General features: G+C 74.3%; 15 protein-coding genes. 6 read left to right on the top strand and 9 right to left on the bottom strand.

Going from position 1 to position 23,163, the window contains the following annotated elements:
* Positions 1-208 precede the first annotated feature (208 nt).
* Positions 209-2,458: an MMPL family transporter gene (locus ACF1A5_RS23095; protein WP_392194747.1), complete on the top strand. Its 2,250-nt coding sequence runs from the start codon at positions 209-211 to the stop codon at positions 2,456-2,458.
* 335 nt (positions 2,459-2,793) lie between these two features.
* Positions 2,794-3,657 (top strand): phosphotransferase enzyme family protein, encoded by an 864-nt coding sequence (locus ACF1A5_RS23100; RefSeq protein WP_392194748.1) that lies wholly within the window; start codon positions 2,794-2,796, stop codon positions 3,655-3,657.
* A 69-nt stretch (positions 3,658-3,726) separates the two neighbouring features.
* On the opposite strand, the gene ACF1A5_RS23105 is transcribed toward ACF1A5_RS23100, so the two are convergent.
* Positions 3,727-4,449, bottom strand: coding sequence for a 3'-5' exonuclease (locus tag ACF1A5_RS23105; protein ID WP_392194749.1), 723 nt, complete (start codon positions 4,447-4,449; stop codon positions 3,727-3,729).
* Positions 4,450-4,553: 104 nt separating this feature from the next.
* Positions 4,554-5,792: an SAV2148 family HEPN domain-containing protein gene (locus ACF1A5_RS23110; RefSeq protein ID WP_392194750.1), complete on the bottom strand. Its 1,239-nt coding sequence runs from the start codon at positions 5,790-5,792 to the stop codon at positions 4,554-4,556.
* Positions 5,793-6,622: 830 nt separating this feature from the next.
* On the opposite strand from ACF1A5_RS23110, the gene glgX reads away from it, so the two are divergent.
* From glgX to ACF1A5_RS23125, 3 genes are all read left to right on the top strand, one after another.
* Positions 6,623-8,740: a glycogen debranching protein GlgX gene (gene glgX / locus ACF1A5_RS23115; RefSeq protein WP_392194751.1), complete on the top strand. Its 2,118-nt coding sequence runs from the start codon at positions 6,623-6,625 to the stop codon at positions 8,738-8,740.
* Positions 8,741-8,891: 151 nt separating this feature from the next.
* On the top strand, positions 8,892-11,267 hold the full coding sequence (treY, locus tag ACF1A5_RS23120; protein WP_392194752.1) for a malto-oligosyltrehalose synthase: 2,376 nt from the start codon (positions 8,892-8,894) through the stop codon (positions 11,265-11,267).
* A gap of 162 nt (positions 11,268-11,429) precedes the next feature.
* Positions 11,430-12,680, top strand: a complete 1,251-nt coding sequence (locus tag ACF1A5_RS23125; RefSeq protein WP_392194753.1) for a M14 family zinc carboxypeptidase — start codon at positions 11,430-11,432, stop codon at positions 12,678-12,680.
* 141 nt (positions 12,681-12,821) lie between these two features.
* Here the strand turns inward: ACF1A5_RS23125 and ACF1A5_RS23130 are convergent, their stop codons facing one another.
* The 3 genes from ACF1A5_RS23130 to ACF1A5_RS23140 all read right to left on the bottom strand — a co-directional run bounded on the left by ACF1A5_RS23130 (position 12,822) and on the right by ACF1A5_RS23140 (position 15,447).
* Positions 12,822-13,247: an SSI family serine proteinase inhibitor gene (locus tag ACF1A5_RS23130; RefSeq protein ID WP_392194754.1), complete on the bottom strand. Its 426-nt coding sequence runs from the start codon at positions 13,245-13,247 to the stop codon at positions 12,822-12,824.
* Positions 13,244-14,608, bottom strand: a complete 1,365-nt coding sequence (locus ACF1A5_RS23135) for a M14 family zinc carboxypeptidase (RefSeq protein WP_392194755.1) — start codon at positions 14,606-14,608, stop codon at positions 13,244-13,246. Before ACF1A5_RS23135 ends, ACF1A5_RS23130 begins: the two co-directional genes overlap by 4 nt.
* Before the next feature lie 287 nt (positions 14,609-14,895).
* Positions 14,896-15,447 (bottom strand): DUF1707 and FHA domain-containing protein, encoded by a 552-nt coding sequence (locus ACF1A5_RS23140; RefSeq protein WP_356184415.1) that lies wholly within the window; start codon positions 15,445-15,447, stop codon positions 14,896-14,898.
* Positions 15,448-15,619: 172 nt separating this feature from the next.
* On the opposite strand from ACF1A5_RS23140, the gene treZ reads away from it, so the two are divergent.
* A complete protein-coding gene (treZ, locus tag ACF1A5_RS23145; protein WP_392194756.1) occupies positions 15,620-17,374 on the top strand; it encodes a malto-oligosyltrehalose trehalohydrolase in 1,755 nt (584 codons plus the stop codon).
* Positions 17,375-17,712: 338 nt separating this feature from the next.
* On the opposite strand, the gene ACF1A5_RS23150 is transcribed toward treZ, so the two are convergent.
* The 4 genes from ACF1A5_RS23150 to cyc2 all read right to left on the bottom strand — a co-directional run bounded on the left by ACF1A5_RS23150 (position 17,713) and on the right by cyc2 (position 23,042).
* Complete coding sequence (locus ACF1A5_RS23150) at positions 17,713-18,657, bottom strand: aminoglycoside phosphotransferase family protein (protein WP_392194757.1); 945 nt, start codon at positions 18,655-18,657, stop codon at positions 17,713-17,715.
* A gap of 48 nt (positions 18,658-18,705) precedes the next feature.
* Positions 18,706-19,833: an aminopeptidase P family protein gene (locus ACF1A5_RS23155; RefSeq protein WP_392194758.1), complete on the bottom strand. Its 1,128-nt coding sequence runs from the start codon at positions 19,831-19,833 to the stop codon at positions 18,706-18,708.
* 265 nt (positions 19,834-20,098) lie between these two features.
* Positions 20,099-20,659, bottom strand: coding sequence for a PDZ domain-containing protein (locus tag ACF1A5_RS23160; RefSeq protein WP_392194759.1), 561 nt, complete (start codon positions 20,657-20,659; stop codon positions 20,099-20,101).
* A 193-nt stretch (positions 20,660-20,852) separates the two neighbouring features.
* Complete coding sequence (cyc2, locus tag ACF1A5_RS23165) at positions 20,853-23,042, bottom strand: germacradienol/geosmin synthase Cyc2 (protein ID WP_392194760.1); 2,190 nt, start codon at positions 23,040-23,042, stop codon at positions 20,853-20,855.
* Between the last annotated feature and the right edge of the window lie 121 nt (positions 23,043-23,163).

Here is a 23,163-nt window from a genome sequence, read left to right on the forward strand (position 1 = left end):
GGACACCCTGAGCATCACCCCCTAGAACCCACGGTAGTTGTAAGGGGCCGCCGTCCTCCCCGGTGCGGAGGAGCCGGGGTCCGGGAGGAGTAGCCGCGGTCGCGGCACTTCACCGGGCAGCACGACGAGACGTGCGCCTGCCGCCCCTACCGTCGAAGCGGAAGGTGGCGGCAGGGGGCCGTCACCGCGCACGAGGGGGCAGGCCGTCATGGGGAACCAGGAAGCGCGGGTGCGTGGCCTCGCCGCGCGGGCCGGCGGCTGGAGCGCACGCCACCGATGGGCGGCCGTCGGCATCTGGGTGGTGTTCGTCGTCCTGGCGATGGGACTCGGTTCGGCGGCGGGCCGGGTGGACGTCAAGGACAGCGACCAGCTCAAGGGCGAGACACACACCGCGGCGAAGATCATCGAGGACGCGGGGATCGAGCAGCCGGCGAGCGAGAGCGTCCTGGTCCAGGCCCGGAACGGCACGACGAAGGCCACCGACCCGGAGTTCCGGGCCGCCGTCACCGACATCGTCGCGGCGGTCGGCGCCACCGGGCGGGTCACGGACGTGACGTCGCCGTACGACACCAGGACGATCTCGAAGGACGGCCGCAGCGCGCTGGTGCAGTTCGACATGCGGGGCGCGGCGGACACCGCCGGAGAGCGTGTCGAGCCGGTGCTGAAGGCCGTCGAGCGTGTCCAGAAGGACCACGGCTCGCTGCGGATCGAGGAGATCGGCGGCGCCAGCATGAGGAAGCAGTACTCCGACGCGTTCGGGGACGACTTCCAGCAGGCCGAGTACTCCGCGGTGCCGGTCGCCCTCGGCATTCTGCTGATCGCCTTCGGCGCGCTGGTGGCCGCGCTGCTGCCGGTGGCCCTCGCCGTCACGGCGATCATGGCGACGATGGGCCTGATGGGCATCGTGAGCCATCTGCAGCCGATGAGCGACACCGCGAACTCCGTGATGCTGCTGGTCGGCATGGCGGTCGGCGTCGACTACTGCCTGTTCTACCTGCGCCGGGAGCGGGAGGAGCGGGACGCCGGACGGGACGCGGGGACGGCGCTGCGGATCGCCGCCGCGACCAGCGGCCGGGCGATCGTCGTCTCCGGTGTCACGGTGTGCGTGGCGATGGCGGGGATGCTGTTCACCGGGCTCGCCGAGTTCGAGGCCATGGGTCTGGCCTCGCTGATGGTGGTGGCGGTCGCGATGGTCGGCTCGGTCACCGTGCTGCCCGCGCTGCTGTCGCTGCTGGGCGAGCGGGTCGAGAAGGGCCGTATCCCGTTCCTGCGACGGCGGCGCCGGGGCGGCAGCGGCGAGAGCCGGTTCTGGACCACCGTGCTGCGGGGTGTGCTGGCCCGGCCCGTGGTCTCGGTCGTCGTGGCCGTCGGTGCGCTGCTCGCCGTCGCGGCGCCGGCGCTGGGCATGAAGACCTCGCAGCTCACGCTGGACCAGGAGTTCGGCGACTCGCTCCCCATCGTGCAGACGTACAACCGGGTCAACGACGCCTTCCCCGGCGGCTCCGAGCCGGCCCAGGTGGTCGTCGAGGCGAGGGACATCAAGGCGCCGGAGGTCCAGCAGGCGCTGGCGCGGTTCAAGGAGCGGGCGGTCTCCTCGGGTGCCTCGCGCGGCCCGGTGGAGATCAGGACGTACGCGGCGCGGAACGTCGCCTTCGTCTACGTCCCGCTGGTCGGCGGCTCCGACTTCGACAAGGCCGGCGCGAGCCTGGAGAAGCTGCGCGACGAGGTGCGGCCCGCGACGCTCGGCGCGGTCGACGGGGTGCGGGCGCCGATCACCGGGCAGGTCGCCGGTTCGCACGACTTCAACGAGCAGCTCGTCGGCTCGGTCGTCCCGGTCTTCGCCTTCGTCGTGGTCTTCGCCTTCCTTCTGATGCTGGTGTCGTTCCGCTCGCTGACCGTGGCGATCACGTCGATCGTGCTGAACCTGCTGTCGGTGGGCGCGGCGTACGGCATCCTCGTCGCCGTCTTCCAGCACGGCTGGGGCGCGTCCCTGGTGGGCGCGGAGGGCGTCGGCGCCATCGTCACCTGGCTGCCGCTGTTCCTCTTCGTGATCCTGTTCGGCCTGTCGATGGACTACCACGTGTTCGTGGTCTCCCGGATCCGCGAGGCGCGGCTGCGCGGCCGGACGACGAAGGACGCCATCCAGCACGGCGTGGTCACCACGGCGGGGGTCGTCACCAGCGCCGCGGTCATCATGGTCGCCGTGTTCGCGATCTTCGGGACACTGTCCATGCAGTCCATGAAGCAGATGGGCGTGGGCCTGGCGGCCGCGGTGCTCATCGACGCGACGGTCATCCGGGGCGTGCTGCTGCCCGCCGTGATGGCCCTGCTCGGGGAGCGCAACTGGTACCTGCCGAAGTGGCTGCACCGGCTGCCGGACCTCACGCACGACGAGGCGCCGGAGGCGGTCGCCGCCGCCTCCCCCGCACGCACCGAGGGCGAGCGGCTGGGGGTCTGATCCCCGGCCTCCCGACCGGGACGTCGACCGGCCCCGCGACAGGGGGCAGGCTCCGCGAACACACGGCCCGTCGGCTTCGGGAAGCCGGCGGGCCCTCGCCCGCACGCCCCGCGGGCGGCGCGGCGCCACGACCGCGCGACGGACCCGTCTTCGCCCGGCCGGGGAGGCGTCCCCGCCCTGGGGGCACCGCGCGCGGGCCGCGACCGCGCCGGATGGGACACTGGCCGTTCGAACGAACGGAGCCCGGCGACCCGCGCACCGTGCACCGCGAAGCGCACAGGGCGGCGCACGCGACAGCGGACGGCCGCCGGCCGGCGCGGACACGGAGGCGGACGATGGACGAGGCACGGGCGCGGGACGTACTGGCCGCGGCGGGGGTGCTGCCCGGCCCGGTGCGGGACGCGCGCCTCCTCGCGCTCGGCGAGAACGCGGTGTTCGCCGCCGGTGACCTGGTGGTCAAGGTGGGCCGCGACGCCGAACTGCTGGACCGGGCCCGGCGCGAGCTGAGGACCGCCGTGTGGCTGGTCGGTGCGGGCGTCCCGGCGGTGCGGGCGGCCGTCGACGAGGCACTGCTCGTCGACGGGCACCCGGTGACCGTCTGGCACCGGCTGGCCGATCCGGTGCGTCCCGCCGAACCCGGCGACCTGGCCCATCTGTTGCGCGTCGTCCACGCGCTCCCCCTGCCTCCCTTCGACCTGCCGCCCCGGGACCTGCTGGGCGGCGTGGAACGCTGGCTTCGGCTCGCGGGCGACGCGATCGACCCGGCGGACGCGGCGTACCTGCGCGAGCGCCGTGACGGCTTCGCGGCCGCCGCGGCCGCGCTCACCCCGCACCTGCCGCCGGGCCCGATCCACGGCGACGCGCTGCCCCGCAATGTGCACGTCGGGCCGGGCGGCCCGGTCCTGGTCGACCTGGAGACCTTCTCCGCCGACCTGCGCGAGCACGACCTGGTGGTCATGGCCCTCTCCCGCGACCGCTACGGACTGCCCGCCGAGGCGTACGACGCCTTCACCACGGCCTACGGCTGGGACGTGCGCGCCTGGGAGGGCTGCTCGGTGCTGCGTGGTGCCCGCGAGACGGCGAGCTGCGCCTGGGTCGCCCAGCACGCCCCGGCCAACCCCGGGGCACTGGCCGAGTTCGAACGCCGGGTGGCCTCCCTGCGGGACGGGGACGAGACGGTGCGCTGGTACCCGTTCTGAGCGACCGTCGGCGGCGCGCGGCCCACCGGCGGTCCGCCCTCGGCGGTCGGTCGCGGAGGCCGGAGGCGGTCAGACCGTCTCGCCCGCCGACTCCCGCAGCGGCCAGGTGCCGTCGACCACCGCGTCCGGGTCGCCCTTGCGGCGGAGGAAGTCCTGGAAGTCGGCCGCCCACCGCGCGTACCACTCGATCTGGCCGCGGTGCAGCTCCGCCGGGCCGAGGGCGGCGACCTTGGGGTGGCGGGCGGCTATCGCGCAGGCCAGGCGGGCCGCGGCGAGGGCGTCGGCCGAGGCGTCGTGGGCGGTGTCGAGGACGACGCCGTACTCCGTGCAGACCGCTTCGAGGGTGCGCTTGCCGCGGCGGTAGCGGTCGGCCCAGCGGTCTATGGTGTACGGGTCGACGACGGGGCTCGGCTCGGCGCCGCCCAGCCGGTCGCGCAGCGACGGCAGCCCGTGGCGCCGCAGTTCGGCGCAGAGCAGGGTCAGGTCGAAGGCCGCGTTGTACGCCACGACCGGCACGCCCGTCTTCCAGTACCCCACCAGGACGTCCGCGATGGCGTCCGCCACCTGGTCGGCCGGGCGGCCCTCGGCGGCCGCCCGCTCGTTGCTGATGCCGTGCACCGCGACCGCGTCGGCCGGGATGTCGACCCCCGGATCCGCGAGCCACTCGCGGTGCCCGAGCGGCTCCCCTCCCCTGACCTCGATCACGGCGCCCGTGACGATGCGCGCCTCGCGCGGATCCGTCCCGGTGGTCTCCAGGTCGAAGCCGATCAGCAGCTCCCGGTGCCAGCCCATGGCGGCCCCCCTCCTCGGTGGTGCTCTCCCCCAGTGATCTCCACCCTCGCACGCGCCACTGACAATCCGGGGAGCGCGTTCCGCTCACCGCGGCCGGGGCGGCGTCAGGACACCGGGCGCGAATCCGCCCACATCAGCTCGAACTCCTCGCGATAGGTGGAGAAAAGACCGCCTTCGTCCACCTGGTCCGACTTGACCACCCGGTTGCCGTTGCGCAGCACGAGCACCGGCGCCTCCATGCCCCGGCTGTGCCGCAGATAGGACTGGACGACCGCGATGCCGTCGGAGCCGTCGCCGTCGACCAGATAGGCCGTGGCGCGCGGGGTCTCGTCGTAGACCTGGATCTCGAAGGCGCCCGGGTCGCGCAGCCGTGAGCGCACCCGGCGCATGTGCAGGATGTTCATCTCCACGGACCGGCTCAGCTCGCCGCGCTTGAGGCCGAGTTCGCGCTCGCGCCGCTTGACGGCGCTGGAGGCCGGGTTGAGGAACAGCAGCCGCACCCGGCCGCCGGCCTCGGCAAGGCGCACCAGGCGGCGGCCGGAGAAGTTCTGCACCAGCAGGTTCAGGCCGATGCCGATGGCGTCCAGGCGGCGCGCCCCGCCGAAGATGTCCTCGGCGGGGAACTGGCGCAGCAGCCGCACCCGGTCCGGGTGCACGGCGACCACGTCCGCGTACCGGTCGCCGACCAGGTCCTCCACCGCGTCGACCGGCAGCCGCCGCGCGGAGGGCACGTCGCCGCCCGTCCCGAGGATCTCCAGGAGCCGCGCCGAGGCCCGCTCGGCCTGGTTCAGCACCGCCTCCGACAGGGCCCGGTTGCGTGAGACGACGTTGCGGGTGACCTCCAGCTCGTCCAGGGCGAGTTCGACGTCCCGGCGCTCGTCGATGTACGGCTCGAAGCAGGGCCAGTGCTGCACCATCAGCTCGCGCAGCTGCGGCAGCGTGAGGAAGCTGATCACGTTGTCGTCGGCCGGGTCGAGCAAGTAGCCCTTGCGGCGGCTGACTTCGCGGACCGCGACGGCGCGTTGCACCCACTCCTGGCCGGCCGGTCCGGCGGCGGCGACCACCCACTCGTCGCCGTGGACGGGTTCGTAGACGGGCCGCAGCACGGCGGAGACGACGGCGCGCAGCCGCTGTTCGACGAGGTTCAGCCAGATGTAGGCCCGGCCGGCCCGCTGGGCGCGCGTGCGCACCTCGCGCCAGGCGCCGGCGTCCCAGTCCAGCTCCGGCCCGATGGCACCCGCGTCCATCGGCCGGGCCAGGGACACCGCGCCGGGCGGGACGTCTGCGGAGTTCCCCTCGTGACCTTCGTCACCAGGGGGCAGCTCCAGGCCTCCCGAGCCCACCCGTGCACCGCCTTCCGCTCCCCCGAGCTCTCCCCGTCCCAACGATCAAGGAAGGGTACTCCGGGAGCGGTCCGCGGTGCAGCCGGATGGACAGCTCGTTTCTCAACTGCCTTTTCCCGCATGTCCGTTCTGATCGGCCGGCTGGTGCGGCGTGAGCGGATTCATGGCGGTGACGTCGCGCGGACGAGGGCGAAGCCCTGCCGGTGGACCGGCGTCGGCTGCTGGTCCTCGTCCCAGCTCGTCCGTCTCGGGTGCGGCGAGCCCGGCGCCGAGGCGCTGCGGGCCGCGGTGCCCCTCGACGTCCACACCCTCGGCCACCTGCTGCCCGCCGTTTGCCGCCGCCTCGGCCCGCCGGGTCTCGTCGCCGGTGAGCGGATCGGTGCCCGTGCCCTTCGCGCCCTCGGCCGGGGGTCGCCTCGACCACGCCGGGCGCGGCCGCGTCCTGCCCCCGGGACCCCCGCCCCGGCGGCCCGCGTCCTCCGGGTGCCGGCCGACTCGTCGGCGCCGGCCGTGCCCGGCGGACCGACAGCCACCGCCGCGGCGGCCCCCACCACCGCGACGGCCGTCCCGGACACCACCTCGCCCAGATGTCGGTGCACTGCTCCGCGCACCCTTCCCCCTGCTCCCCTTCGGTCACGGGAGTACTCGATTGCCCCACTGGTTCGGCATACGGGTGTATGCGCCGGTCGGTCGACAAGAGCGCGCCATACCGCGTATGCACTGGTCGACGGGTAAGAGGGACATAAGTCATGGGTGGTTCCCTCGCTTTCGGGGAGACTCGGAGGCAGGGCGCCACCGGCGGTGCCGCACACCTGAGAGAGTCGTGATCCATGCAGGTCTGGCCTGGAGAGGCGTATCCGCTCGGCGCCACGTACGACGGCGCCGGTACCAACTTCGCGGTCTTCACCGAAGCCGCGGACCGAGTAGAGCTGTGTCTGCTGCACGACGACGGCTCGGAAACGGCGGTGGAACTGCGCGAGAGCGACGCGTTCGTCCGGCACGCGTACGTGCCCGGCATCATGCCGGGGCAGCGGTACGGGTTCCGGGTGCACGGGCCGTACGCTCCCGAGCGCGGTCTGCGCTGCAACTCCTCGAAGCTGCTGCTCGACCCGTACGCGCGTGCGATCAGCGGCTCGGTCCACTGGGGCGAGGAGGTGTACGGCTACCACTTCGACGACCCCGACCGGCGCAACGACCTGGACTCGGCGCCGCACACGATGACGTCCGTCGTCGTCAACCCGTACTTCGACTGGGGCGACGACCGTCCACCGCGCCGCGGGTACCACGAGACGGTGATCTACGAGGCTCACGTCAAGGGCCTCACCATGCGGCACCCGGGGCTGCCCGAGGAGCTGCGCGGCACCTACGCGGCCCTGGCCCATCCGGCGATCATCGAGCATCTGACGGAGCTCGGGGTCACGGCGCTGGAGCTGATGCCGGTGCACCAGTTCGTCAACGACCACCGCCTGGTGGACATGGGCCTGAACAACTACTGGGGCTACAACACGATCGGCTTCTTCGCACCGCACAACGCGTACGCCTCCTGGGGCGACCGCGGTCAGCAGGTCCTGGAGTTCAAGTCGGCGGTCCGGGCGCTGCACGAGGCCGGGATCGAGGTCATCCTCGACGTGGTCTACAACCACACCGCCGAGGGCAACCACCTGGGACCGACGCTGTCCTTCAAGGGCCTCGACAACCCCCAGTACTACCGGCTCACGGACGACCCCCGGTACTACATGGACACCACCGGCACCGGGAACTCCCTGCTCATGCGGTCCCCGCACGTGCTGCAGCTGATCATGGACTCGCTGCGGTACTGGGTCACCGAGATGCACGTCGACGGCTTCCGCTTCGACCTGGCGGCGACCCTGGCCCGGCAGTTCCACGAGGTGGACCGGCTGTCGTCGTTCTTCGACCTGGTGCAGCAGGACCCGGTGGTCTCGCAGGTCAAGCTGATCGCCGAACCGTGGGACGTGGGCGAGGGCGGCTACCAGGTGGGGAACTTCCCGCCGCTGTGGACGGAGTGGAACGGCAAGTACCGCGACACCGTCCGGGACCTGTGGCGGGGCGAGCCGCGGGCGCTGGCGGAGTTCGCCTCCCGGCTCACCGGCTCCTCCGACCTCTACCAGGACGACGGCCGGCGCCCGCTGGCATCGATCAACTTCGTGACCTGCCACGACGGCTTCACCCTGCACGACCTGGTGGCCTACAACGACAAGCACAACGAGGCCAACGGCGAGGACAACCGGGACGGTGAGAGCCACAACCGGTCCTGGAACTGCGGAACCGAGGGCGAGACCGACGACGAGGACGTCCTGGAGCTGCGCGCCCGCCAGATGCGCAACTTCTTCGCCACGCTCATGCTCTCCCAGGGCGTGCCCATGATCAGCCACGGCGACGAGTTCGCCCGCACCCAGCGCGGCAACAACAACGCCTACTGCCAGGACAACGAGCTGTCCTGGGTGCGGTGGCCGGACCCCGACAAGAACGGCGTCGAGATGCTGGACTTCGTCCGGGCGATGGCCGAGCTGCGCAAGGAGCACCCGGTCTTCCGCCGGCGCCGGTTCTTCCACGGGCGGCCGGTGGAGGGCACCCACGACGACCTGTCCGACATCGCCTGGTTCACCCCCGAGGGGGCCGAGATGACCCAGCAGGACTGGGACTCGGCGCAGGCCTCCGCGCTGACGGTGTTCCTCAACGGCAACGCGATCTCGGAGCCGGGCCAGCGCGGGGAGCGCATCAGCGACGACTCCTTCCTGCTGATGTTCAACGCGGCGCCGGAGCCGCTGGAGTTCCTCGTGCCGATCGGTCACGGGCGCGAGTGGCAGGTGGTGGTCGACACCGCCCGCACGGACCCGGTCCCGCCGGGCACCGGGCCGAAGGTGCAGGCCGGGGAGCGGATCCCCCTGAGGGACCGCAGCCTGACCGTGCTCCAGCGGCCGAACTAGCGACACCCGGGACCCGCCCGGGCGGCCGAGAGGCCGGGCCCGGGCGGGTCCCCGCGTCCGCGTGCGGGTTCCCCGATCTGCGGGCGGCTCCCCGGGCCCGGGCGGGCTCGCGGGTGACAGGAAAGCCGGCGGGGCGGGTACGTAACCTTCCATGACACAGGAGCGCCCCGCCCCCCTCGTGCCCACCGCCACCTACCGGCTCCAGCTCCAGCCCGACTTCCCGTTCGCGGCCGCGGCCGCCGCCGTGCCGTACCTGGCCTCGCTCGGCGTCTCGCACCTGCACCTGTCCCCCGTCCTGGAGGCGGTCCCCGGCTCCCCGCACGGCTACGACGTGGTCGACCACGCCCGGGTGCGCGGCGAGCTCGGCGGCGAGGAGGGGCTGCGCGCGCTGGCACGCGCCGCGCGGGAGCACGGCCTCGGCCTGGTGGTGGACATCGTGCCGAACCACATGGCGGTGGCGCCGCGGCACAACCGGGCGCTGTGGGAGGTGCTGCGGGAGGGGCCCTCGTCGCCGTACGCCCGGTGGTTCGACATCGACTGGGAGGCCCAGGGCGGCCAGGTGCTGCTGCCGGTGCTCGGCGGCCCGGTCGGCGAGGAGATCGGCGAGCTGAAGGCCGACGGCGACGTCCTGCGCTACTACGACCATGTCTTCCCGCTGCGCGAGGGCACCGGCAAGCTGCCGCTGCCGCAGTTGCTCGACGCCCAGTGGTACCGCCCCGTGTGGTGGCGGCTGGCCCGCACCGAGCTGAACTACCGGAGGTTCTTCAGCATCTCCGACCTGATCGGGGTGCGGGTGGAGGATCCGGAGGTGTTCGAGGCCACCCACGCCAAGATCCTGGAGCTGCTGCACGAGGGCGTCGTCGACGGGCTGCGCGTCGATCACCCGGACGGCCTCGCCGACCCGGACACCTATCTCGCCCGGCTGCACGCGGCGAGCGGCGGCCGCTGGACGGTCGTGGAGAAGATCCTCGCGGACCACGAGCACCTGCCGGTGTCCTGGCCGGTCGCGGGCACCACCGGCTACGACGCCCTCCGGCACGTCGACGGCCTGTTCACCGACCCGGCGGGGGCGCGGGAACTGACGGGCGCGTACCGGAGGTTCGCGGCCCCGCAGACGGACCGGGGCGGCGACTGGGACGCGACGGCGCGGCGGGCGGCCTACCAGGTGATCACGCACGAGCTGGCCGCCGAGACGGAGCGGCTGACCCGGGTGGCGAGCCATCTGTGCGCCGGTTCGCCCGACCCGGCGCTGCGCGACCGTGCGCCCTGGGCGCTGCGCACCGCGCTGCGGGAGCTGCTCGTCCGGATGGAGGTGTACCGGCCCTACGACTCGGTCGACGCGGCCCGGGTGGTCACCTCGGACGCGGCGCGGGAGGCCCGGCTCGCGTTCACCGTGCCGGAGGAGGGCGGGGCGGTCGACGTGGTGCGCGCGGTCCTGCTCGGGCGGGCCGGTGCGGGGGCCGAGGCCGCGGAGCTGCGGACGCGGTTCGCGCAGGCCTCGTCCGCGCTGCGCGCGAAGGCCCTGGAGGACACGGCGTTCTACCGCTATGTGCCGCTGTTGGCCGCCAACGAGGTCGGCGGCGATCCCGGGCACCCCGGGGTGTCCGCGGAGGACTTCCACGCGTACTGCGCGCGGGTGCAGCGCGACTGGCCCGCCACCGGAACGGTGGTGACCACCCACGACACCAAGCGCAGCGCCGACGTCCGGGCGGCGCTGGCCGTGCTGACGGAGTGCCCCGGGCGCTGGGCGGAGCTGCTCGCCGAGGTGACGCGCGACGAGGAGGACGTGCCGGACGGGCAGCTCGCGTGGGCGGCCTGGCAGACGGTGTTCGGGCTCGGTCCGGCGGACGCGGAGCGGGTGGGGCCCGCCCTGCTGAAGCACGCGCGCGAGGCGGGGCTCTTCACCAGCTGGACGGAGCAGGAGCCGTCGTACGAGGAGGCGGTGGCGCGGTTCGTCGCGGAGGGGCCCTGCGGGGCGCCGGGCGAGCGGGTCGCGGACTTCCGGAACTCGCTGGAGCCGCACATCCGGGCGAACGTGCTGGGGACGGCGCTGGTGCATCTCACGATGCCGGGCGTGCCGGACCTCTACCAGGGCACGGAGGCGGAGTACCGGGCCCTGGTGGACCCGGACAACCGGCGTCCGGTGCGGTTCCCGCCGGTGGATCCCGGGGAGAAGGGGGCGGTGACCGCGGCGGCGCTGGGGCTGCGTGCCCGGCGGCCGGAGGTCTTCGGCGAGTCGGCGACGTACGCGCCGCTGCCCGCCGAGGGGCCGGCCGCGGACCACTGCCTGGCGTTCGTGCGGTCCGGCGCGGCGATCACGGCCGTGACCCGGCTGTCGCTCCGGCTGGCGGAGGCGGGCGGCTGGCGCGACACCCGGCTGGCTCTTCCCCCGGGCCGGTGGACCGACACCTCGGCACCGGAACGCCAGTTCGAGGGCCAGGTCGCTCTGGCGGACCTCTTCGCCCACCTGCCGGTGGCCCTGCTGGAGCGAGCCGAAGCGGGCGGGACCGCGGCCGCCGGGTCCTGAGGCCTGCCCGGAGGCCGTGGCCGGGGGCCGTGTCCGAGGGCTGAAGGTCGAGTTCCGGTGGGGGTGCCACCGGGCGCCCCCGGGCGGCTCCCCGGGGCGTGCTTGACAGTTCACCGAGTCCGTGGGGTACTGCGGATGCGAAGCCGGTCGGACACATCGGGGGTGAGTCTCCTGCCGGAGCTGCGCTACCCCACCGTTCCCGAACTGGTCTCCGCCGCACGCGCGTTGGCCGCACACCGGCCGGACCTGTGCTCCCTGGAGCAGGTGGGCCTCTCCCGCGCGGGCCGGCCGCTGCACCTGCTGTCCGTGGGCCACGCCCGGCGCTCCGTGCTGGTGGTCGCCGGGGCGCACGCAAACGAGCCCACCGGCGGCTCCACCCTGCTCGCGCTCGCCCACCGCGTCCTGGAGGACTGGGGGTTGCGGGCCGACACGTCCTGGCACTTCCTGCTGTGCGCGGACCCGGACGGGGCGAGCCTGCACGTGACGCCCGCCCCGCGCAGCCTGCTCGACTACCACCTCGGCTTCTTCCGGCCTGCCGGGGCCGAGCAGCCGGAGTGGTCGCCCGCCGTGCTTCCCCCCGACCGGCTGCCGCCCGAGACGCGCGCGCTGACCGGGGTCATCGACGCGCTGCGGCCCTACCTCCAGGTCACCCTGCACGGCACCGATCTGGGCGGCAGCTGGGTGCAGTTGACGAGGGACGTGCCCGGACTCGCGGAGCCGTTCGCCAAGTCGGCGGCCGAGCTGCGCATCCCGGTCGAGACGGGCGCCTCGGACGCCGCGGGCTGGCCCGCCTCCGGGCCCGGGGTGCGGGTGATGCCGGAGCCCGGCTCGGATCCGGCCTACCCGAGCCTGCCGGACGACGCGCGGCACAGCACCTGGTACCACGTGCACCGCTACGGCGGTCTGACCGCGGTGGTGGAGGTGCCGATGTGGGCGAGCGACCTGGTGGACGACCCCGCCCCGCATCCCGCTCCGGGGGTGGCGATCCGGCGGCTGGCGCACCGGCTGCTGCGGGACGCGCGGGAGGTGGGGCTGGTGCTCAACGACGCGCTGCCCCGGCTGGCGGGGGCCGACGGGCCGCTGCTCCGGGCCGCCATGTGGGTGCAGAGCCTGATGCCGGGCCTGGCCTCGGACTGGGTCCACATTCCGCCGGCCGACACGACGCGGGCGTACGTCGGCAGCGTGGACGCCTTCGGCCGCCGGCTGCCCCTGCGCACCGCGGCGATGCTGCGGCGCGTGCTCCGGGAGGCCGGCGACCCGGGCGCGCCGCGGCTGGAGCGGCTGGTGGCGTCCTGGAGCGAGGAGTTCGCGCAGCGCTTCCGGGCCCGATGGGTGCCGCTGGAGCACCAGGTAGAGCACCAGTGCCGTACGGTCCTCGCCACCGCACGGCACGCCCGCGACCGGGCGTCCTGACGGTGGCCGCCGGGCGCGGGCGCGCGATCGGGCGGCCCGGGGGCTGTCTTCGTGCGCGCCGGCCCGGCGGCGACCGCCGGGCGCGAGGGCCCGGGGGGACCGTCACGCGCGCGGGTGCGGCGGCCGCCCGTGGGTCCGCCGTCACCGCTCCAGCGCGAACACCTCGCCCGTACGCGCCTTCATCTCGCAGGTGTTGGCGAAGGTCTGCGTGTAGGTGACCGCCCGCCCCTGCCAGCGGCCCTGCGCGTGGACGGTCACGGGTGCGTAGACCATCGTGCAGAACACCGCCCGGCGCGGGATGCCACGGATGTCGCCCCGCGCCGAGCGGAGCTGCGAGCAGGCATCGGCCGCGTGGACGTGGCCCCGGGGCGGGTCGCACAGCAGCAGCGCGCGGCGCGTGTCGCCGGCCCGGACGTCACCGCGGGTGACCGTGACGTAGAGCCAGTCGCCCCGGCCGGAGTGCCGGTGCGCCGCCTGGGCCGGGGCCGGGCAGGCGAGGAGCAGGGCGGCCGCGGCCGGCAGGACGCGCCGCAGCCGCTTCGCGGTCGCCTTGGTGAAGGATGTCATTCCCGGTGTATCGGCACGGCGGCCTGCGGACCCCAGTCCGACTCACCCGAACGGGAGCAGGGGTGCGGGAACCGCCCGGCCAGCCGGGCGGCGGCGAGCACCACCCGGGTCTGGTACTCGGCCTGCCGGGCGACCGGTATCCAGCGTGCCCCGAAGCCGTCGCGGTAGTCGGCGCACCACTCCTCGATGAGCCGCTCCAGCTCCGGCAGGGCGCCGGCCGGATCGCGTCCGGCGCCGCGCACGAGCCGGTGCAGCAGCCCGGCGGTGCGCAGGGCCAGCCGCCGCCCGGCGATGCGCAGGGCGGCCAGGTGGGCGGTGGTCAGCGGCGGGAGCGGGCGCTCCCCGCCCAGGGTGCCGGGGTCCCAGGCGTCGGCGAGTCCGGGGCAGACCAGTAAATAGTCGTCCACGGGAGCGAGCAGCCGGGCCGCGTCCGGCGTGTCGGCCAGGTGCGGCCGGATGCGCGCCAGCAGCCGTTCCAGGAGCCGTGTGTCGTGGCGCAGGCCGCGGCTCACGGTGCGCAGCACCGCGTCCGGGTCCGGGTGCGGGGCGCCGTCCGCCACCGAGGCGACGCCCCACATGGGGGCCTCCACCACCGCGGTCACCGTGCCGTGCCGGACCGGGTGGAACCACGTCGACTCCACGGCGGCCTCCGTGATGGCGGCGGCCAGGTCGCCCCGGCGCGGCGGCGGGATCCGGTAGACGGCGGGCCCCAGACCGGGCCAGTACAGGGCGTCGTAGGCGCCGAGTTCGAGCGGGATGCCGAGGCGGGCCGCGGTGTGCGCGACGCGCTGCGGCAGGCCCGGCAGGTCGCGGGTCAGCTCGACGAAGCCGCCGCCGACGTCCACGCCGTGCAGCGAGCACTGCAGAAAGGGCCGCAGTTCGTCCTGGAGGTCGAGCAGGGTACGGGTCTCAGGCAGCGCGGCGGCACCGGCGCCGTCGGGCAGCCACTCGGGCTGCTCGAGGAAACCCGGGCGGAAGAAGTTTCGGAAGTACCGGCCGAGGCTGTACGGGCCGGTGAGCCAGCCCTCGTTGCGGCGGGAGCCGTCGGGGTCCAGGCAGAGCAGCAGGTTCCAGGTGACGTCGGAGTCCTCGCCGGTGCCGGGTTCGGCGAGGACCCGTTCGGCCAGCCGGAGGACGGTGGCCCCGCCCACGGGTTCGTTGGCGTGGGGCCCGGCGACGACGAGGGCCTGCCGGTCGCCGTGGCCGACGGAGAGCAGCCACATCGGCGTCCCCGCGCGGGAGGTGCCCACGCGGCGCAGCCGGGCCTTCTCGGGGCTGCGGGCGACGAGTGCGGCCGCGCGGGCGCCCAGCTCGTCGACGGACGGGTAGCGGAGGAGGGGCGGCAGGGCACACCTCCACAATGTGGTGCCGTCGGTTCACCTGGTGTGCAGGAGGTAAGCACAGTCAGTCACGACTTGTGGAGTACGTCAACAGTGCCGTCCGAAAAAGGACTTGACCAACCGCGCTGGGTGATGCACGGGCCAGAGGTGAGGAGCGGCGCGGTCGGCGGCGGGCACGGGAGCGGCGGGGCCGAGGGGGCGACCCGGCTCAGCGAGCGGCGGGATTCGGGTGGCGGCCTGGCTCAGGGCCCCCGGCATACGGGGGCCGGCCGCGCTCAGGGAGCGGCGTGGCTCACGGCGCCGCAGGCTCACGGGGCGGCTAGCCGGAAGGCGACCCGCCCGAAGCCGACCTGGTCGCCCGCGCGGACGACGGCCGCGCCGATCACGCGCCGCCCGTTGACGGTCGTGCCGTTGGTCGAGCCCAGGTCCCGCAGGACCCACATCCCGCCCTGATGACGCAGTTCGGCGTGCACGCGCGAGACCGTGTCGTGGTTCAGCCGCAGGCCGCTGGCGGGGTCGCGGCCTATGCGCAGCGGGTGGCCCGTCCCGGGGTGCGGCAGCAGCAGCTTGGGCAGCCGTTCGGCCTGCCAGGACCTGCGCAGCCGTACCGTGAAGCCGGAGACGGCCTCGACGGTGCCGAACACCAGACGGGAGACGCGGCCCTCGGCGCGCAGGTCCGAGGTGAGCGCGGCGAGTTCGTCCGAGCGGCGGGCGGCCAGGGCCAGCTCGAGGCGCCGGACGAACGTGTCGTGCGACAGCCTGCCCATGGCGACGCCGTCACGGAGCACCCGCAGCGCCTTGTCGCGCTCCGCGTCCGACAACCGCGCGGGGTAGGTGGAGAACTCGGAGGACGACGTCACGCTGGCGATTGTCCGCCAGCGCGTCCCGGGTGTCCAGCACACGCGGAAACCGCCCCGGGTGTGGGGTTTCGACGACACCCGCCGCAAAAGCGGGGATGCGCAGGCGGATTGATCTCGTTTCAAGCACCATGGACGGGCTACATCACGGTGAGCAGACGAAGGGGAACCGTCCGTGCAGTTCGAGGTGTGGGCACCGCAGGCCGGCCGAGTGACACTCCATTGCGACGACGTCACGCGCGCGTTGGAGCACGATCCGGAACGGCCGGGCTGGTGGATCGGGGAGGCCGACGCGCGCGACGGCTCGCGCTACGGGTTCGCGGTGGACGACGGTCCCGTGCTGCCCGATCCGCGCTCCCGGCGGCAGCCGGACGGCCCGGACGGGCTGAGCGCGGTCGTCGCCCACGAGCGCTACGCGTGGCGGGCCGCGGGCTGGTCCGGGCGCCCGCTGCCGGGTGCCGTGCTGTACGAGCTGCACGTCGGCACGTACACCCCCGAGGGCACCTTCGACGCGGCCGCCGCACGGCTGGAGCACCTGGCCGAACTGGGTGTCACGCACGTCGAGTTGATGCCCGTGTGCCCGTTCCCCGGCCGGCACGGCTGGGGATACGAGGGGGTGTCTCTGTGGGCGGTGCACGAGCCGTACGGCGGCCCCGAGGGGCTGAAGCGCTTCGTCGACCGGGCGCACGAGCTGGGTCTGGGCGTGGTCCTGGACGTGGTGCACAACCACCTGGGTCCGTCGGGCAACTACCTGCCCGAGTTCGGGCCGTACTTCACCGACACGCACCACACCCCCTGGGGCTCGGCGGTCAACCTGGACGCGCCCGGCTCGGACGAGGTGCGCGCGTTCCTCCTCGGCAGCGCGCTGGCCTGGCTGCGCGAGTACCGGATCGACGGGCTGCGGCTGGACGCGGTGCACGCGCTGGTGGACACGCGCGCGTGCCACTTCCTGGAGGAGCTGTCGACGGCGGTGGACGCGCTCTCCGCCGACCTCGGCCGCCCCCTCTTCCTGATCGCCGAGTCGGACCTCAACGATCCGCGGCTGGTCACCCCGCGCGCGGAGGGCGGCCTCGGCCTGCACGCCCAGTGGAACGACGACTTCCACCACGCCGCGCACACCGCCCTGACCGGCGAGAGACAGGGCTACTACGCCGACTTCGGGCGCGCCCCGTTCGCCGCGCTGGCCAAGACGCTCACCGGCGGCTACTTCCACGACGGGACGTACTCCAGTTTCCGGGGCCGCCACCACGGCCGCGCGCTGGACCGTACGCGGGTGGCGGCACACCGGCTGCTCGGCTACAGCCAGACCCACGACCAGGTCGGCAACCGCGCCCAGGGGGACCGCCTGTCCATGCTCCTGTCCGGCTCCCCCGGGCTGCTGGCCTGCGCGGCCGCGCTCACCCTGACGGCCCCCTTCACGCCGATGCTGTTCATGGGTGAGGAGTGGGCGGCGGGGACGCCGTGGCAGTTCTTCACGGACCACACCGACCCGGAGCTGGCGGAGGCGGTGCGCCGGGGCCGGCGACGGGAGTTCGCCGCGCACGGCTGGGCGGAGGAGGACGTGCCCGACCCCCAGGACCCGGCGACCCGGGACCGGTCCTGCCTGGACTGGTCCGAGCCGGACCGCGAGCCGCACGCGCGCGTGCTGGACTGGTACCGGCGGCTGATCGCCCTGCGGCACGAGCAGCCGGACCTGACCGATCCCGACCTCGCGGACACCAAGGTGGCCTACGACGAGGAGGCCCGCTGGCTCGCCTTCCGGCGGGGGGACGTGCGGGTGGCGGTCAACCTGGGCAAGGAGCCGGCGGCGATCCCGCTGGGCACCCACCCGGCCCGCGTGCTGGCGGCATGGGACCAGGTGGAGGCGCCGGACGCGGCCGGGATGCTGCACGTGCCCGGGGAGTCGTGCGTGGTGCTGCTGCAAAGCTGACCCGCGGGCCGGACGCGGCCCTCGCGCCGCCCACGGGGGTCGTGGGCCCTCCCACGGGTGTCGCGGGGCCCCCTCCCCCGGGGATCGCGGGGCCGACCGGGACGGAGGGCTTTCACGGGGCCGGAGGGGCACCGGACCGCAGGGGCTCCGCCCGACCCCAGGACCACCAGGCCGCAGGGGCTCCGCCCGACCCCAGGACCACCAGGCCGCAAGGACTCCGCCCGACCCGCAGGACCACCAGGCCCGCGACGGCGTCGCGGCACCCCAGGGCCTCCCGCGGCCCTTCGCCGCTTCGCCTGTCGCCCCGGGCGCCCGGGTCCCCGCCGTCACCCGCGCGGTCAGGAGTGCTCGCTTCCGCCGTCCTCCCGCAGTTCCGTCACCCGTTCGAGCAGGATCGCCTCCCAGGCGTGGCGGAGCTGGGACCTGAGCGGCGGCAGTGGGGTGTCGTCGCGGCCCTCCAGGCGGTCGGCGAGGCGGATCACGGTGTCGCAGCGGGCGAGCCACAGACCGCGCAGGCACGGCCGGGCGCCGTATCCCGCCAGGGTGGCGGCGCGTACCGCGGCGGGGGAACCGACGGCGCGGGCGAGGCCCGCGATGTCCTCGGCCGGGTCCCCGACGACCGCCGCCGTCCAGTCCAGGACGCCCCGCACCCGGCCGTCCGCGCTCACCACGAGGTGATCGCCGCCGAGGTCGTGGTGGATGAGCACCGCGGTGCCCGGCTGGGCGGCGAGCTGGGCCGCGGCGGTCCGGGGGAGCTGGGTCATCCGCGCCGGGTCGAACTCGTCGGCGGCGCCGAGGCGCTCGGCGGCGTGCACCGCCATCCGGCGCAGCGCCTCCAGGGAGCGCGGCGCCACACGCGGGACGCCGAGCGTCTCCGCCTGGCGCGCGGGAACCTCGCGCAGCCCCGTGAACAGCCCTGCCAGGTCGTCCTCGCCGACGGCGGAGACCTCGTGGTCCCCCGCCGTGCCGCCGGCGACCCTGGTGTCCAGCGTGTACGTCAGCCCCGGCGCCCACTCGCCGTGCGCGACGCTCGCCGGTACGGCGAAGGGCAGGTGCGGGCGGACCAGGTCGCGCAGGCGCAGTTCGCGGCGCTGGCGCGCGGCGGCCTCGCGATCGGGGGCGAGCCGCAGCACATGGCGGGCGCCGACCCACCACGTGGAGTGCCCGCCGCCCTCGGCGACGGGCCGGATCTCGGGTCCGGCGGTGGGGCCCGCGTCCTCCTTGAGCAGGGTGCGGACCAGCCGGCGGACGGTGTCCGCGGTGGGTGTCGGTGCCTGGGTCATGGTCGTGCCGTGTCATCCGGGTTGCGTGCAGGGGCCGCTGGTGTCCGGTCAGTCCACTATCACCATCTCGCGGGTCGTGTCATTCAGGCGGCGGCCGCCGTCCTCGGTCACCGTGACGATGTCCTCGATGCGTACCCCGAAGCGGCCGGGCAGGTACACCCCGGGCTCCACGGAGAAGCACATGCCGGGCACGAGGGGCTGCTCCTCCCCCTCGATCATGTACGGCGGCTCGTGCGTGGTGACGCCGATGCCGTGGCCGGTGCGGTGGATGAAGTACTCGCCGTACCCGGCGTCGGCGATGACCGCGCGCGCGGCCCGGTCGACCTCCTGGCAGGCGACTCCGGGGCGCACCGCCCGGAAGCCCGCCTCCTGGGCCTCGCGCACCAGGTCGTGCACCCGGCGCTCCTCCTCGGTGGGCTCGCCGACGTGGACGGTGCGGGAGGTGTCGGAGCCGTAGCCCTGCTTCAGCCCGCCGAAGTCGAGGACGACCATGTCGCCGCGCTCGATCACGCGGTCGCCGACCTCGTGGTGCGGATTGGCGCCGTTGGGGCCGGAGGCGACGATGGTGAAGTCGACCTGGGAGTGCCCGAACCGGCGCAGCAGAGCCGCGAGATCGGCGGCCACGTCGGTCTCGTGACGCCCGGCGAAGGGCACGTTCCGGATCTCCTCGAAAGCCTGGTCCGCGGCCGCGCCCGCGGCCGCCAGCAGCTCCAGTTCGGCCGCGTCCTTCACGGCGCGCAGCATGGGCAGGGCCTGGGTGAGCGAGGCGTAGGCGGTGCCGGGCAGGGCCCGCTGCAGTCCGAGCAGGTGCATGGCCCAGGCGTTGTCGCTGATGCCGTACCGGCCGCTGCCGTCGAGGAGGCCGGCGGTGAGGGCGTAGGGGTCCTTGCCGTCGGTCCAGTCGCGCAGGGTCAGGGCGGACGCGCCCGCCGCCTTCCAGGCGTCCGGGGCCTCCAGGGTGGGGACGACGAGGACGGGGTCGTGTCCGGCGGCGAGGACGAGCAGCGTGAGCCGCTCGGTGGCGGCGGGGGGCTCGTAGCCGGTGAGCCACACCAGGTCGGGACCGGGCGCGACCAGCAGCCCGGCGAGTCCGGCGTCGGCGGCGGCCCGCGCGGCGCGTTCCATCCGGGCCCGGTAGTCGTCGGCGGTGAAGGGCGCGGCAGCGCTGCCGGTCATCCGGTCCTCCGTGTGCGGCTCAAGGTCGATGAAAGCTACGGGCAGCATCCTGCCCGCCCGAACGGGGCCGCGCGAGCCGATCGCCGCTTGTTCCGCCCCGGCGACGAGGGCGGACCGGCCCCGGCGGCCTGAGAGCGGCCCGCCCCCCCTCGGCCGGCGGGCGGCCCGACCCCGGCGGCCGGGGCGCGGGCCGGGCGCATCCCCCCCGACGTGCGCCCGGCGCCGAGCCCGACGCGCGAGCGCGCCGGCCCGGTGGGACACGGGGTCAGGTGACGACCCCCAACGTCGCCGTGAGCTGCTGGTGGCCGCCGCTGCGGTGCCGGACCGTCAGGGTCACCGTGCGGCCCGGGCGGGCCCGGGCGACCGCGCGCGCGAGGTCCGCCGCCGAGTCGATCCGCGTTCTGCCGAACTCCAGGAGTACGTCACCGCGGACGAGGCCCGCCGAGTAGCCGGGCCCGGGGACGTGCACGCCGACGACTCGCGCGCCCGGCCGGTCGTCGTCCACCGCCTCCACTCCCAGGGTCATGCGCACCGGCGCCGGGCCGGGGCCGGGCGTGGACCGGGCCGAAGGGGCCGGGGCCGCCCCGGGCCCGGCCTCCTGCCGCGCCGGCGCGGACCTCTTGTTCATGCCGATCACCGCGGCGCCGACCGTGCCGATGCCGACCCCGGACAGCACCAGGAGCAGGCCGGCGCACAGGCCGAGCAGCAGGGTCGTGACCCGGCGGCCGCGCCGGCGCGCCGCGTGCGGGTGGCGGGCGGACCCGCGCGTGGTGCCGGCGGGCTCCCGGCCGGGCATCGGCTTGGGACGCAACGCAGTCTGTTCCATGGATCGCCTCCGGCTGGTGAGCTACCCGGGGCACCGGCGCACCACGAGCCACGAAAGAGTGAGACTGACCGGGAGGCCCGGCCCGGGAGACCCTCGTCCCGGCAACCCAGCCCACGGGAGCCGGTCCCCCCGGTTCAGGAGTCCCGGTCCAGGGGACCGGACCGACGGGCCCGGCCGGGAGTGCCTCGCGGGGTCAGCCGACCGGCAGGACGGGAGCACGGTCCGGCAGGAAGCGGTGGGTACGCCGGGACAGCCATGCCTCCTTGTAGCGGTCCACGCTCCGGTGCCAGTTGAGGATGCCGGCCATCCAGTTCTGCAGATCGGTCACATAGCCCCGCATGACCTCGCGCGCCTCTTCCGACAGCTCGAAGTCGTCGTAGACGACCGGCAGTTCATGGGCGACGACATGCTCGAACTGCCGCATCCGCTGGGTCATCAGGTCGTGGACCACGGCGAGCCCGGCCGGGTAGTCGACGCCGAAGAAGTTCTGCACCACGAGCACGGCGTTGTGGATCTCGCCCTCGAACTCGACCTCCTTCTGGTAGGAGAACACGTCGTTGAGGAGGCAGGCGTAGTCGACGGCCGCGTTCTCCAGCGAGCGGACCGGGCCGCTGCGGTAGAGCTCGGGCGGGATCGCCGGGCCGTGGCCCATCCGGCACAGGCTCAGCGTGAGGTCGGCGCCGAAGGTGGCGCGCCGCATCTCCAGGTAGTCGACCGGGTCGGGGATGCGGTTCTGGAGCTGGTTGGACAGCTCCCACACCCAGCTCTCGGTCATCACGTCGATCGCGTGCCGGAAGGTGCGCCGCTGGGCCGGGGACATCTCCGCCGTCGTGCGCGCCCACAGGTCGCACAGGGCGCGCTCCATGGCGTTCACCGGGGCGAGCGCCGCCTCGCCCTCCACCGGCATGCACGCCGACAGCCGGGCCGTGGTCAGCCTGGCGGCGGCCAGGTCGCGCCGGTGCCCGAAGACCAGCGGGTAGTAGTCGTCGCCGTAGGTGCCGAAGGCGAGCCACTGCGCGCTCAGGTCGAGTGCCTCGGGCGTGGCGTCCGGGTCGAGGCCCGCCGAGCACAGCGCGAGGTCGTAGGCGGCGAGCTTGTCCTCGTCCCACACGCCCTCCCGGAGGATGCCCGTGCGGTGGCTCCACTCGACGAGCCGGCGCCTGGCGCCGTCCAGATGTCCGCTGAGCTCCACCGGGTAGGGCATGTACAGGTCGGGGATGCGGGCGGGTCCGACCCGCTGGTACGGGACGTGCGTGTAGGCGCGCAGCCTCCCCCACTGCCTGAACGGCGTGGGAGGTGCCCCCATGGCACCGGCCGCGGCGAGCAGTGCGCCGACGTCGGCGGCCGAGGTGCCGGGGCCCGTGGGGTGGTGCCAGGGGGTGGTCGGCCGCGCTCGCTCGTTCATGTAGCGGCTGGAGCGCATGTGCCATTCGTGGCCGCCGGCCTGCCAGTCCTGCAGGCCCTTGGCGTACGCCGCCACCGCCGCGACCTCGCCGGGGGTGAGACCCTGCTCGGCGGCCAGGGCGGGCACTTCGGTGAGCGCGGTGTGCTCGAACTGGTGCAGGCGCGAGGTGAGGACGTCGTTGACGGTGTCGGCGGCCTCCTGGGTGGTGCAGCCGAAGAAGGTCTCCAGGACGAGCACGCCGTTGCTCAACTCGCCCTCGTCCTCGACCTCACGCTGGTAGGAGAACAGGTCGTTGCGCAGGTGCACGGCGTCGGAGAAGGTCTCCATCAGCACCCTGAGCGGCCTCGACCCGGCGACGGACGCGGGCACTTCGGCGGTCGCGTACTCCACGAGCCCGGCCGACCAGGGGGCGCCGCCGACCTTGCGGCGCATCTCGATGTACTCGACCGGGTTGGCGATCCGGCCCTCGTTGATGTTGGACAGCTCCCACAGGGACTCGTTCAGCAGGTGCTCGGTGGCGACCGCGAACCGCCGCCGCCAGTCGGCCGACATGGCCGGCACCGTGCGCGCCCACAGGTCCGCGAGGCCCGCCTCGACCGGGTTGCGCGGCTCGGGGACGGCGGCCGACGGGTCGAGCGGCATGAACAGCGGCAGCCGGTCCAGGTACGCCTTGCCGCCGGCACGGTCCTGGCTGCGCTTGAAGGTCTCCAGGAAGTGGTCGTCGAAGAAGAAGACCCACACGTACCAGTCGGTGACGAGCGAGAGCGCGGGTCCGTCGCACTCGGGGTGGGTGTAGGCGCAGAGCAGTCCGTAGTCGTGCGCCTCGAGGTCGGCCTGCTCCCAGATCCCGGACCCCTCCAGCATGCCCATCTCGCGTGCCCATCGCGTCGAGTGGGCCCTGGCCTCGTCGACATGCGGGTTCAGGCGCGCGGGATACGGCAGGTAGAAGTGCGGGAGTTCGAAGGGCTGGTGCGTCATGGCCGGGCCCTACCCGTGGGGTTCCGGCGGCATCCGCCCACCCGGACGTGATCACACCATCGCGTGAACCGGCCGGTGAACAGGGGACATTCGCCCCCGCGTCCACCGTCCGGGCTCTTGC

It is taken from the genome of Streptomyces sp. NPDC014864 (genome assembly GCF_043081525.1).
GTDB lineage: Bacteria > Actinomycetota > Actinomycetes > Streptomycetales > Streptomycetaceae > Streptomyces.

Excerpts from the sequence above, each read along its gene's own strand:
- ACF1A5_RS23095 (WP_392194747.1), top strand. The coding sequence starts at position 209 with ATGGGGAACCAGGAAGCGCGGGTGCGTGGCCTCGCCGCGCGGGCCGGC.
- ACF1A5_RS23100 (WP_392194748.1), top strand. The coding sequence starts at position 2,794 with ATGGACGAGGCACGGGCGCGGGACGTACTGGCCGCGGCGGGGGTGCTG.
- ACF1A5_RS23105 (WP_392194749.1), bottom strand. The coding sequence starts at position 4,449 with ATGGGCTGGCACCGGGAGCTGCTGATCGGCTTCGACCTGGAGACCACC.
- glgX (WP_392194751.1), top strand. The coding sequence starts at position 6,623 with ATGCAGGTCTGGCCTGGAGAGGCGTATCCGCTCGGCGCCACGTACGAC.
- treY (WP_392194752.1), top strand. The coding sequence starts at position 8,892 with ATGACACAGGAGCGCCCCGCCCCCCTCGTGCCCACCGCCACCTACCGG.
- ACF1A5_RS23130 (WP_392194754.1), bottom strand. The coding sequence starts at position 13,247 with ATGACATCCTTCACCAAGGCGACCGCGAAGCGGCTGCGGCGCGTCCTG.
- ACF1A5_RS23150 (WP_392194757.1), bottom strand. The coding sequence starts at position 18,657 with ATGACCCAGGCACCGACACCCACCGCGGACACCGTCCGCCGGCTGGTC.
- ACF1A5_RS23155 (WP_392194758.1), bottom strand. The coding sequence starts at position 19,833 with ATGACCGGCAGCGCTGCCGCGCCCTTCACCGCCGACGACTACCGGGCC.
- ACF1A5_RS23160 (WP_392194759.1), bottom strand. The coding sequence starts at position 20,659 with ATGGAACAGACTGCGTTGCGTCCCAAGCCGATGCCCGGCCGGGAGCCC.
- cyc2 (WP_392194760.1), bottom strand. The coding sequence starts at position 23,042 with ATGACGCACCAGCCCTTCGAACTCCCGCACTTCTACCTGCCGTATCCC.